At 46.8% G+C, this 13,355-nt stretch carries 6 protein-coding genes; all 6 read right to left on the bottom strand.

Annotated features, from left to right (window positions below):
- Positions 1-108 precede the first annotated feature (108 nt).
- The 6 genes from ESB13_RS02755 to ESB13_RS02730 all read right to left on the bottom strand — a co-directional run bounded on the left by ESB13_RS02755 (position 109) and on the right by ESB13_RS02730 (position 13,252).
- Positions 109-1,341, bottom strand: a complete 1,233-nt coding sequence (locus ESB13_RS02755; RefSeq protein ID WP_164974076.1) for a DUF4998 domain-containing protein — start codon at positions 1,339-1,341, stop codon at positions 109-111.
- Between the two features lie 35 nt (positions 1,342-1,376).
- Positions 1,377-2,570 carry a DUF5000 domain-containing lipoprotein gene (locus tag ESB13_RS02750; RefSeq protein WP_129001503.1) on the bottom strand — a complete coding sequence of 398 codons (1,194 nt, stop codon included), beginning with the start codon at positions 2,568-2,570 and terminating at the stop codon, positions 1,377-1,379.
- A gap of 24 nt (positions 2,571-2,594) precedes the next feature.
- Positions 2,595-4,517, bottom strand: coding sequence for a RagB/SusD family nutrient uptake outer membrane protein (locus ESB13_RS02745; protein ID WP_129001502.1), 1,923 nt, complete (start codon positions 4,515-4,517; stop codon positions 2,595-2,597).
- 10 nt (positions 4,518-4,527) lie between these two features.
- A complete protein-coding gene (locus ESB13_RS02740; protein ID WP_129001501.1) occupies positions 4,528-7,731 on the bottom strand; it encodes a SusC/RagA family TonB-linked outer membrane protein in 3,204 nt (1,067 codons plus the stop codon).
- A gap of 144 nt (positions 7,732-7,875) precedes the next feature.
- Positions 7,876-9,096, bottom strand: coding sequence for a fibronectin type III domain-containing protein (locus ESB13_RS02735; RefSeq protein WP_129001500.1), 1,221 nt, complete (start codon positions 9,094-9,096; stop codon positions 7,876-7,878).
- Between the two features lie 148 nt (positions 9,097-9,244).
- Positions 9,245-13,252, bottom strand: a complete 4,008-nt coding sequence (locus tag ESB13_RS02730; RefSeq protein WP_164974075.1) for a hybrid sensor histidine kinase/response regulator — start codon at positions 13,250-13,252, stop codon at positions 9,245-9,247.
- Positions 13,253-13,355: the final 103 nt, after the last annotated feature.

Genomic DNA, 13,355 nt, shown 5'->3' with positions numbered 1-13,355 from the left:
TCCAAAATACCCAGATAAAAAAGGCGGGAGCTGCTGAACAGCTCCGCACCTGTAATTTAAAATATAAAAGCATTACTTATCGCATAGGCGCTCTTTCTGTTGAGATGCTTATTCAAGCAACCAGCTCAATGTAACACGTTTTACTTTGAAGTAAGAGCCGGTATTTGGCAAACTAGCTACGAAGCCGATACAAACAGTTTGTGGTCCTGTGGTAGTAAACTCAATAGAAGGTTGTGCTTTGGCGCCCATGTTCGAGAAGTTCACATAGTAGCTGGCAGTAGTGATGTTGGCAAAGTCTGGCAGTGAATTACCGTAATTAACTGCAATATACTTGGTACCTACCGTTCCCTGGTCGTCGACGGGAACGGTAAATTTCCATTTACCGGCAGACGGCAGGTTGATAACCTGGTATATTTTGCCATTGTTTACTGCAGGCAATCCCCAGCCTCCTTCCATGGACAATACACCAACACTACTGCGCAACTCGTATCCACCGTAACCCGCAGAGGAATTCTTCACATCGGCAGAAGTGGTCCAGTCGGCCAGGATACCCCAGCGGCTGCCATCCCAGGATGAGCGCTGGAACTGGTTACCATAGTTTTTCACATACCTGGAAGTACGATCGATCCAGGTAGGGCCGCTTACAGGCTGGAACTTAGCGAAGGCGGTGGAGAAGGTATCGATACAGGTGGAATCAGGATGATACCAGGTACGGAAGATGACTTCCGAACCATACTTATGATCTTTAAGAAGCGTATCGGTTACGGCCAGGGGAATATGAATCACCGCACTGTCACCGGAGCTTTTCTGGTACCGTATCTCCGTATCGAATACACCCGTTGCCGCATCCATCACAGCGAGTTGCAGCCTGGTTTGAAGGCTGGTATCCAGGGTGCTGCCGAAGAGGGTACGGTTGAGTAGTGACTCCTGGTAACGGCTGCCGTATACGGTTCCGTTTTTGTACGAGGAAATAGACTTGTTGCCCGATGCATCAAAAGTAACAAACTCAAACGATTGTTCACTTTCCGGCAGTTTCGTTACGATCTGTTCGATACGTCCCCCTGGTTCGTTATGAGAAACAGTGAAGGTTGCCGAGTCAGCTCTGCCTCCCCAGTACACTCTATAAGAAGTAACCCTGGGATCAGGACTCAGCAGCGCGCTGAATTTAATCCTGTTATGACCGGAGTAGATCCGGATACTATCTACTTTACCAGTGTAGGTAGTTTCGCCATTGGGGGTATATTTTTCTTTGTATTCATCGATCTTAGAGCAGGCGCCGCCCAGCAATGCAACGACTGCCACCCAAAACAGCTTTACAGAAAATGGTTTATTATAATTCATAATCATTTATTTATTGAGATGAAACAGGGACCGGCTTAACGGGGATCGCCATAGAGTTGCACCTCCGCCAAAGCCATATAATAAGAGCCCGCCCAGTTCTGGTTTACCTTGATCCTGATATAGCGCATTTTAGAAACATCCGCGCGCAGGTCCCAGTTGAATCCTGCAAAACCCAGGTTACGGTCTTCACTGGTAAGTTGTCCGTAAGGCAGTCCTGACGGCTTCACTTCTTCGCAGGTAGCCATAAGCGTCCAGTTGTTCCAGCTACCGTCGAGAGGCGGATTGGGGCTGGCCCATACTTCAAACTTCCTGGGGTTGCCACCATAATAGTAGGCCCTGCCAGAGTTCAGATATTCAGGATAATCCCAGATAACAATGCGGCTAAGCTGGGCAGACACACCTAAATCGAAAGTGATCACAGATGGTTTACCTTCGTCTTTAGTGATATTGACATAAGGCCATAACTCGGTATAACCGTCCCAAAGATTGGAAACCTTATTAGATGCCCAGGCCGATGGTGAATCACCTGGTAAGGTAAACTCCCTGTGGGTATTTTTAGCGATCGCTGTTTCATAAAACGGCTTCAAGGTCGTGAACAGCGTATCGGTATGATTCATGAAACGATCGCGTATGAATACGGCCAGTTTTTTAGGCATGGTATCGAGCCCCCTGATAGGGCTGCTAATGGAATCGGTAGCCGTGTAAATACCATCTACAGGGAACCATTGCCCCATAGAATCTTTGAGCACCTCGATAGCCAGGTTATACCGCGAAGGATTTTTGGAAGTGATACGGATGCCATTGAAATCGGGCAGCACTTTCATGGCACGAAAAACACCCCAGATAGGATTCTCAAGCGGTTTCACCGTTACAGTTACCGGCTCGGAAGCCACTTCCGCCTTGTTTACAACATATAACTTAACGACGTGTTCCAGCGTATCGCCAAAGCCATCCAGCGTAAGTTGATTATCATAAACACTGGCCTTTACTTCGCGGGTAGTGCCGCTGGCGAGGCTATATACGGCTTTTACATAAGCAATATCCTGCACCTGCGGCAGTGAATAGGTAAGAATAGCTTTAGCACTGTCGTTCTTAACCTTCACATTGGTTACCACGCCAGGTGTACCATGGCTTGTAGAGAGCGGCTTGTTCAGGTCCAGTTTCCCGCATGAATAGGCGAGGCAACCGGTACCTAAAGCCATCAGCATTATTTTAAAGTACTGCTTCATAACTTCTGATTTTAATCAGGTTGATTACCAACCCGGGTTTTGAACAAGATTGGGGTTAACAGAAAGATTGCTCAGGCGGATTGGCCACAGGTAGTCGCGCGGTGCAACGAAACGCTGCTGGAAGAGCGTTCTTACAAGATAGTAAGAAGCATCGTTGGTACCGGTAACAGTCCATCCCTTTACAGGCTGGTTCAATTCGTAAGCAGCATCTTTCCAGCGGCGGAGATCCCAGAACCTGCTACCTTCAAAAGCAAGCTCTATCGCCCTTTCTCTTTTGATGATGTCTCTCAGGCCTTCTTTGGTAGTGTACTTGCCCGGCGTATTGGAATACTTTGTCCATGCATCCTGCACGGTTGGGATCCCTGCCCTGTCCCTTACTTTATTAAGCCATGAACAAGCATCACTGGTATTCCCGGAAGCTTCATTAATAGCTTCGGCATAAAGTAAGTACAGATCGGCAAGTCTTACTTCCGGCCACTCATACTCCCTGACCGTAACACCGCTACTGCTGAAAGAGTAGTTCCAGTCAACAAGTTTTTTAATAAAATAGCCTGTTACGTTTATACCGCCGCCGATATCGGTTCCGCTATACTGGTTGGCTTTCCCCTTGAGTACATAAGTGCCGGAGTCGGATTGGGTAGGACTGCTATAGAGGTACCAGGTACCGCCGTCAAAGCCCAGATCGGCATAAAAGCGTGGTTCACGGTCGAAGTTGAGTCTTGCAGTGTTGTAGCCAGGCTCTATCAGATAGCGTTCGCTATCGACAGCGGTACGCAGGTTATAACGGTTGTTATAATTAAGCGTTTTATCGTCGGATAAGGGCAGGCCATTTTTTGTATAAAAGAGTTCCGCCATTTTAAGCGTAGCGCTGAACTGGCCGCGCATACTGGTATTGGAGGCAACATCGCTGTTCAGTCGTGCCATACATATCGACTGCAGGCGGTTGGCCCTTCGTCCTGAATTACCCCATATTTTTTCAGTATTCCATCTTTCACAAACGGCTTGTCTAATGCTCATCTGGGTTTTCGTTTGCTGAGACAGCTTAAAGGAGGTTTGTGGGAAAACATACAACGCTGCGCCATTTTCTTCAGCTACCTCAATCGCTTCTTTACAGGCCTGTGCAGCTTTTTCCCATTTTTCCTGGCTGAACGACTGGCTGAACAACAATGTACCATCACTATTCTTTACAGAACCGAAGTCGCTGTTACCGTTAAAGAGCGGGCTTGCTGCGGTAACAAGCAAGCGGGCTTTTATTGCTTTTGCTATAGGAACCGTGATACGTCCCAGTTCGTTATTCCTGTCGGTGACAAAAGGAGGAAGATCGATAGCGGATTCATCGAGCAGTTTAGCAATATAGTTTACGCAACTATCGAATGGCACCCTGGAAACCTTCACCTGTTCGGGAGAAGCAGAAACAGGAATATTCACGTCAACGATAGGAATAGCGCCATACATGCGAAGAAGGAGGAAATGATAATAGGCTTTCAGGAATTTAGCTTCTGCCAGCCAGCGTTGCCGCTCGGGCATTGTAAGGTCGGGCACCTTTTTCAGGTCTCCTACGTTTTCAAGAAAAATATTACATTGTCTGATAGCGAGAAATGCATTGATGCCGTAATAATTACCATCCCAATAGTTTACATAAGGGGTATTGGAATTCTGGTTACCTCTTCCTATTTCCCAGTTCCATATGTACTGATCGAATTCCCTGTACTCTACCGGGAACCAGATTTCATCGCCCCCCAGGAAACCGATGTTGGATTGCGGGTTCTCGGACGGTGGCAGATAAGAGTAACAGGTAAACAAAAACTTCTGTGCCTCGTTACGCAAGGTAAACGCGTAATCAAGCGTAGGCGAATTATCCGGAACAATATCAAGATACTTTTTACAAGAGGGAAGAAAAAGTATAGAACAAAGCGTGACTAAACCTATATATATATACTTACACATTTTCTTACTTTTAAAGGTTGAAATTCAAACCCATGTTAAACACACGTTGAACGGGATAACCAAGACCATTGCCTCCCATTTCAGGATCCCACATTTTAAAGCGGCTCCATACGAAAAGGTTACTGCCATTCACATAAGCTCTTGCGGACTTAAAGCCTATTTTTTTAAGTAAAGAAGCGGAGAAGCTATAACCAACTTCCACTGTTTTCAGACGCAGGAACGTGCCATCTCTCATCCACCAGGTAGACTTCTGATTGTTGTTAGCAACAAAATAGTTACTCATACGTGGCCAGAAAGCGTAGCTATTCCTGTTGTCTTCGCTCCAATGGTCTTCGGATACAACGGAAAGTAAACCGTTCTGTGCTCCTCCATTACGTACGAATGGAGATATGTTCTGCGGATCGATAAAGAAAGAAGATCTGCCCGACCCCTGGAAGAAGGTACTAAGGTCGAATCCTTTATAACCAAGAGAAAAGCCAAAACCATAGATGATTTCAGGGGTGGTAGGATAACCAATAGGAACGATATCATTATTGGTGATTTGTCCGTCGCCATCCACGTCGTGATATTTGATGTCACCAGCCATCACCTCGCCATAAGACTGAACAGGTGAATTGCTTACTTCTTTTTCATCGTAGAACAAACGTTCTGCAATGAGGCCGTAAGCCTGTGCGTTAGAGTTACCCACATGGTATAAGTGTGACAACTTGCTGCCGTAGGTAGGTTCATCATAGACCAGTATTTTACTTGTGGCATAAGTCATATTCGCCCTGGCCTCAACCCATAAGTCACGGGTAACGGTCTTATTGTAATTAAGCATGATATCCACGCCCGAGCTTCTGGCTTTTCCCACGTTGGCAGAAACAGGCGCCTGTAAACCCATAGTGGTAGGGATATAAGACCGGTTCATGAGTATCTGGGAGCGGTTATTTCTATAGGCATCAACTGTCAGGGTTAAAGAATTGTATAAAGAAAGATCCATACCAATATTCAACTGCCTGGATTTTTCCCATGTAATATCGGAGTTGGCATAACGGGTAACGGCGATATTATTACGACGGAAGCCATAATCGAGGCCAAAGTTGTAACGATTGTCTTCCACATTCATATTGGCGCTCGACAAATAGAAAAACCGGTCGATAGCGCGTCCTATCTGATCGTTACCCACGATACCGTAGGTGCCTCTTAGTTTAAGGTTATTGACAACCTTTGTGAGCGGCGCAAAAAACGCTTCATGCGAAATGTTCCATGCCAGGCCTATAGAAGGGAAGAAGCCAAAGCGTTTGCTGGCATCAAACTTTTCAGAACCGTTATAACCGAAGTCGAATTCAGCCATGTAACGCGTATCGTATCCATAAGTGAACCTTCCGGAGAGGCCGAGGTTCCTTGCGGGAAGGCTGGCATCAAGAGAGCCGGCGTTTCCGTTCAGGTAGTTACGAACGATACCGATAACCATACCAGACACTTCATGTTTTGTATTGAAAACGTGCGCATAGTTAACAGCGGCTTCGGTGTAAAAAGTAGAGTTCACCATTTTAAAGCCTTCGTCGTAGCTAAGGAATTCGGTACCGGTAGTACCAACAGAACCTGTACTACCATCATTCAAAGCAAGCAGGCCTGAAATGTTTTTATCATCGTAAGTAACGGGGCTATAGAAAAACGGGTTATACCTTCTCGACATATCGAAATAAGCATACCGTTTTGTATATCCCATTACCCTGGCAGACAACCCCGGGGTAATGCCCCCCAGATCCTGCTTCACTTCTACCTGTGCCTGCAATGTAGATGCATTGCTTTGTGCATACCCCGACATCATACTGGCGTATGGGTTGGTATAAAGAGAGCCAATAGTACCGGGAATTATTTTATTGCCAAAAAGCGGGTGATTAATAAAAGGGAGATACTCCTGCGGGTAAACAGCGGGGAACATGACAGGGTTAGACCAGATAGCCTGGTTGAAAATTTTTTGTCCGCCGCTGGTCATCCTGCCATCATCCTGTCTGTCGCCGATAGGGCCGTTGTAATCATCGAACTGGCCATAGAGCCTGACAGCGGCAGTAGTGGTGCTTGTAAACCTGAGATCGATATTGGAGCGGATGGAATAGTTGAGCAGCTTAATGTTATTATTAAAGCCATTGAGCTGGTTCTTCTTCAACAGACCGTTATCGACATTGTAGGTACCGGCAAGGTAATATCTTGCTTTAGGGCCACCACCTGTTAAACCAAAATTATAACGCTGGTTGGCGGTGTAGTCTTTGATAAGCAGATCAATCCAGTTATTATCGGGATAGAGCAAAGGGTTGTCGCCTTGTTTGGTACGATTAATTTTAGTTTGAGAGTAAGTTAAGCCACCGGGAGAATTTCTTGTAAGCGCCGCTTCATTGGCTGCTTCCATATAAGTAATGTTATCGGTGAGCTTAAAGTTCCTGGTGTTGGAAGAGATAGAGTTTTCTACACGGGCGTTAAGGCTGGTATTACCCACTACACCTGATTTAGTAGTGATGATAAGCACCCCATTCGCGCCCCTTGCGCCATAAACGGCTGCTGCGGTAGCATCTTTCAAAACGGAGAAAGAAGCGATATCATCGGGCTGGAGGCGTGCCAGGTCGGTATTGGAAGATTCAATACCATCGACAAGGATCAGCGGATCAACCTTTCCTGAGCCGAAGGAACCAAGGCCACGTATAAAGAAAGAGGCGTTATCGGCTCCCGGCTCACCGCTTCGCTGGAAAGCCACCATACCGGAAATACGGCCGGCGAGCATGTTGGTAAGGTTACTGGTGGGACCTTTCAACTCTTTAGGGCTAACACTTGTAATAGAGCTAACCATACTTATTTTCTTCTGGGTGCCAAAACCAACACTCACCACTACATCTTCCAGCGCCTTTGCATCGGCCACCATTTTAATATCGATATTGTTATTTCCTTCGATACGTTGTTCCTGGGTAACGTAACCTATAAAGGAGAACACCAGGCTTCCGTTGCCGGGCACTTTAATAGAGTAGGTTCCTCCCGGCCCGGTAAGAATCGTTTTTGTTGTATTTCCTTTTAATGCAACAGTTACGCCTTCGAGCGCAGAAGAATCGCCTCTTACCTTACCAGAGACGGTGATTTCGGACTGAGCAACAGCGCTCATGCCTGAGCAAAGGGCAAAAAGAAAAAGCAAGAGAAGGATGTAAGTCTTCCCCCCTTTCGGCCATTGTTTTTTTTCCATAATACAGTGTTGTTTTGAAATTGAATTTTAGTTCCACCAGGTGTTTTTATGACAGCAGTTATTTCATATAGCTACAGTATCCGTGTTCAAGCGCGATGCACATTGCCTCACAGGCTTCTATGCAAGCGTGCTATTATTCCCTGTTTAATTGGAACTGGGTAATCCGTCTTTTTTCATGCCCTGCATAATGAGGACATTGGTGATGTATAACATTTCGTCGCCGGTATCTTCGGAGGCGCCGTTGATGCCATAGGGCCAGAAGTGCAAGTTGTCGCCTTTCAAAGCTTCGGAAGGGTTGCGGGTCATGAAGCGAAGCATTTTATTGGCGTAGATGCCCTGGTAAATACCACCTGCAATAAGGTTGCCTGTCCAGAACGAATGCTGACCTACTCCTACTGCATGTGCCATTTCGTGTAAGGCTGTGCCTGTGCGCTGGTATCCCTGCTGCGGCCCCACCCTTATGCTGCCGGAGATAGATGCATCGGCAGTAGCTACGCCGGTATTATAGGTAACATAAAGCGACTTGGTGATGGAGGTATATTTATTATAGTAGTCTACTGCCTCATCAAACGCCTTTTTAATACGGACATAGGCTGCTTTTTCTTCGTCGGAAGGGTTTGCATTCTGCGCCAGTGTATAAGAAACATTTCCCTTGGCGATGGTTGCCAGTTTTACGTTGGCGCCATAAGTGGTGGTGCCGTATACATCGGTCGCGTAAGTCCTGATATAATAAGAGGTAGCGGGCTCCAGGTCGTTGATGCGCAGGAACAGGTTTTGCTCATTGGCAGAAGCCGCCTTTACATGCGTGCCGGCAACAGATGGACCGGGATCTTTGCCGATACAAATACCGATCTCTTTGAAATTAACACCTTTTGCATTCAGCATTTTACCGGCAACAAAAGCGGTATAGGCGCCTGTTGCAAATAAAGTGTCGGTAAACAGTTCGGGCTGTGGTACTGTGCCCGTAGTAAACTGTTTATCGGGCGCGTATGATGTGCCGGCGCTGTTGGTAGCAAACGCCCTGACGAAATAAGTTGTGTTTGGTTCCAGGTCTTTTAAATCAACCACAAAACTGCCATTGGTTTTATAACTGGTAGCGGGTGTTTTATTGGTTGCGGGGTTAGCCGTCTTTCCCCAGTAAACACCCCTTTCGGACACCTGGGCGTTACCACTGCCTGTTATTGTACCGTAAAAACTTGCGGTGTTGATGGTAACAGCCGCTATACTATCAGCCGTAAGTTGAGGCGCTACCACTTCCGGAACGGAGGGAGCCGTTGCTGTAATATTGCCGCCCTTACTGCAGGCCATTACAACAGAAACTACCAGGCCGATGGGGCCGGCAAACAGGACTAAATATTTTCTCATAACCAGTTTGTGTTTTAACATTCCGGCAAGCATCGCGTAAGACTGAGTACCCTATGAGTGCAAAATACCTAGCTGTTTTTCCTTCCCGTGGGGGACAAATGATAAAATAATGAGGTCAGATTCGTAAGAAAGACGGATTAAGCTTCTTTCAGACCTCTTCTCCCACCTGTGTTCTCACCATGCTCTCGGGGAGTGCGTAATTTTTACTAAAGGATGTATGATATTTCTTTTTGTAATCGGACGGATTCATTCCAAACTGTTTGGCGAACTGGATACGGAAGTATTTACTATCGGAGATACCAACCTGGAATGCCACTTCATTAACATTATCGCTTGTTGAGATCAATAGTTCGGCTGCTTTACGCAACCTGATAAAACGAACAAAGGAGTTGATAGACTGGCCGGAAACCTGTTTCACTTTTTTGTACAGGCTGGAGTGACTCATGCCCATTTCTTTGGCAAAAAGCTTAATGTTGAAGTCGTCGCGGTCGAGGTGTTTCTCTACCGTATAAATGCAGTTCTCCATGAAGTTTTTATATTCTTCTGAAACCGTGAAATCACTTTTACGGAGCGTTACCTCGTTGTAAAAATACTTCTGGAGGTTGTTGCGATTCTTCAGGAGGCTGGTGACCCTGGCGATAAGGATATCGCGTTCAAAGGGTTTGGTGATATAGTCGTCGGCGCCGCATTCAAGGCCTTTCAGTTTATTTTCCGCCGAGGTGCTTGCCGTGAGGAGGATAAGCTGGATATGCTGCAGCGACGGTTCTTCTTTGACGGCGGCACAAAATTCGAGCCCGGTCATTTCATCCATTACCACATCGCTGATAATGATATCGGGCAGGTGTAATTTCGCGAGCCTTAAGCCTTCCCTGCCGTTATGGGCTTCTATGACCCGGAAGTTATCCTGGAAGATCTGTTTCAGGTAGAGTCTTATGTCTTCGTTATCATCGACCAGCAGGATGGTATTATTCTCTGAAATCAATGTAGCGGCGCTGTTGGTATTGGCTAAGGATTCCATTTCAATGGGCGGTTCCCCGGCATTCAATTTTACTGTGGTTACATTCAACTCTTCGAGGATCGGAGATTTACCTACCACCATGTTCACCAGCTGTTCCGGTGAAAAATGGGCATTCCCTTTTTTCAGCATCATACAGAAACTGGTACCTTCTCCCGGCTTCGACGTATAACTGACCTGGCCTTTGTGCGATTCTATGAAATTGCGTACAAGGAAAAGACCTATACCGAAGCCGGTTTTAGAAGCGCTCTCTCCTTCTTTCACCTGGTTAAAACGTTCGAAGACCTGCATCCCTGTTTTTTCGGGGATACCACAGCCTGTATCTTCTACGAAAATAGCGGCAGTATTATCGGTTTCTTCCAGCTTTAGTTTTACGGCACCCCCGGCGGGTGTGAATTTGAGGGCGTTTGACAGGAGATTAAAAACAGCTATCTCTATTTTTTCACGATCGCCCCAGACGCCGATATTACCGTTATCGGCTTCGAAAGTATAATGCAGGCCCTGGTATGCTGCCTGTTGGGTAAAGCAAAGGAAGACCTCGCGGCAAACTTCGGCCAGGTTTAACTTTACGACACGCAGATCATCTCCTCCATTTTCTGCCTTTTTAAAAAGCAGCAGCTGATCAACAAGACTTAACAGCCGCTTACTGTTATGATACACAATTTTGAGATCAGTTTCCTTAGCGGCGCCGGGCGTATCGAGCAACGCTTTGATAGGGTTGATGATTAATGTTATAGGCGTCCGGAATTCGTGCGCCACATGGGTAAAGAACTCCTGTTTCTTCCGGTTCATTTCGCTTTCACGTTCCGCTTTAACGTTAGCCAGCTGCACTTCGTAAGACAGTTGCAGTTGCTTATTGTTGTAGCGCAGACAGACTATGATAACTCCTGCTGCCGCACCCAAATACAGCAGGTACATCCACCACGACCGGAACCAGGGCGGCAAAACGGTGATAGCGATGACACGCTCTTTGTTGTCCCAGATACCACCGGCGTTTGTAGATCTTATATGCAGTTTGTAATGCCCTTCGGGCAGATCGCTGTAAGTAGCGGTGCGTGATTTACCGGAATAGATCCATTCTTTATCCTTTCCTTCGAGGTAATAAGCGTAAGATACCTGGTCGGTATAGTTAAACTCGGGTGCGGTAAAGTCGATGGACAGCACCGCTTTTTTATAGGGCAGGGTAAGTTCTTCCATAGTATACATCACATGCCCCTTCATTGCGGAAGAATCTGTGGCGATGGAAGCGTTTCCAAACCTTATATCGGTGATCAGCGGAATGAGCTCCCGGTAGTTCATGGTAACACTATCGGGATAGAAGAAATTCACGCCCTTCAGTCCGCCAAAGAACAATTCACCTGATGGCGCCGGGAAGGCTGCATTATAAATAAACTGGTTAGAGAGCAGGCCATCGGACTCAAAGAAGTTTTTAAAGTGGTGGGTATTGGGGTTCAGTCGCGACAAGCCATTAAACGTGCTTAGCCAAAGATAACCGGACCTGTCTTCGAGCATATTGATGACAGCGTTGTTGGCTAATCCGTCTTCATCGGTAAAAGCGGTGAATTTCCTGCTGCTTTTATTAAAGCTGAGGAGGCCGCTGCCTTCCGTTCCAACCCATAGCGTGCCTTGTTTATCTTCATGAATAACGCGGACAGGATTTTCCGTATCGAAATACTGATGCTTTTTATTCAGGCGATCGACCTGCACCAACGACTCGAAGTTGCCTGCCCAGAGATTGCCTTCCCTGTCTTCGCCCATACAAAGAATATCCTGCAGTTTTTTATCGAACACCTCGAAGCTGTTGGTGCTTTTGTTAAACGTATATAAGCTGCCGGTAACCGTGCCTGCCCAAAGCGTATGGAACCTGTCTTCATAGAGCGTCCAGACATTCATATCGCGGGTTGCGGCTTCGTGGTTGATGAGCTGGTAGTTGATAAACCTGCCTGATCTTTTATCGAACAGGTCGATACCGTTTCCGTAGGTGGCAACCCATATATTGCCATCGGAGGTTTTATGAATGTTGGTGATAAGATTACTGGCAAGCGTACTGTTTTCATGCGTAAAGTGGGACAAGCTGTTTTTCTTCCTGTTCCAGATGCTGATGCCGCTGCCATCGGTGCCGATCCAGAGACGGCCTTCATTATCCTGTTCAAAGGCGGAGATATAGTTGCCGATAAGACTATTGAGATTATCGGTTTCACGCGTGAGCGATGCAAACGAGCGTTTTCCCGCGCCGATGAAGTTGATACCGCCGCGAAGCGTTCCTATCCAGGTATTGCCCTGGCGGTCTTCGTATAACGTAGAGACGGCGTTGCTGTTCAGCTGATCCATAAAAGCGCATTTTTCAGCGGGTTCAAGGTTACCGGCGACGTTGAATTTAAAGGTGTGGATACCGGAGCCATCGGTACCTACCCAAAGGCGGCCATCTTTTCCGGGCATCAAACAAAGTACATCTTCACGAATAGCAGAAGTTCTGCCATGATAGATACAGGTATCGGTTGCCGTGCGGTATTCATAGATATGACATCCCCAGGCCATCCAGATGTTGTTGTTCTTATCTACTTCCATGACCGAGCAGGAGGTGATGAAGTTATTGACCGGGATGATGTTTTTTGTCTTGTAGTTGAGGCGGCAAAGGCCGCTGCCTGCAATAACGATCCAGATATTATTATTACCGTCTTTCCGGATGCCCTGCACCTGGAAATCGTATCGTTCGTTCTTCTTTCCTGTTACAAGCGGGACCTGGACGATGTGGTGAGACTGCTTTTCATACAGCAACAGCCCTTTTTTACTGGCGCCTATCAATATATTTCCGCGGCCATCGGCCAGGATCTCATTGATCATCATATCAACGGGGAGCTTCGTGTTTGAAGCGTTGTGCGGCTGGTAATATACGGGCATAAAGCGTTGGGTAATACCGGACCAGACACTAAGGCCTTTTTTGGTTGCCACCCAGATCCTGTTTTCGCTGTCTTCTGCAATAGCGGTGACCCTGTTGTTGATAATAGAACCGGTATCGTTCAGGCGATGGCGGAATATTTTAAAGCTATGCCCGTCGTACCTGTTGAGTCCATCATAAGTTCCAACCCATACCAATCCGAACTTATCCTGGTAGATAGCGGTGACAGAATTATGGGACAAGCCCTTTTCTATACCGATGTACCTGACAGGTTTCCCGGGCTGACAGAAAGCGGATGATGCCGGCAAAATAAACGCAGCACAGAATAAGAGGCACAGTTGCCCA

Origin of the sequence: Filimonas effusa (assembly GCF_004118675.1) — a bacterium.
Taxonomy (GTDB): Bacteria; Bacteroidota; Bacteroidia; order Chitinophagales; family Chitinophagaceae; genus Filimonas; species Filimonas effusa.
Note: the sequence above shows the minus strand (reverse complement) of the source record. Positions and strands in the feature narration are given on the sequence as shown.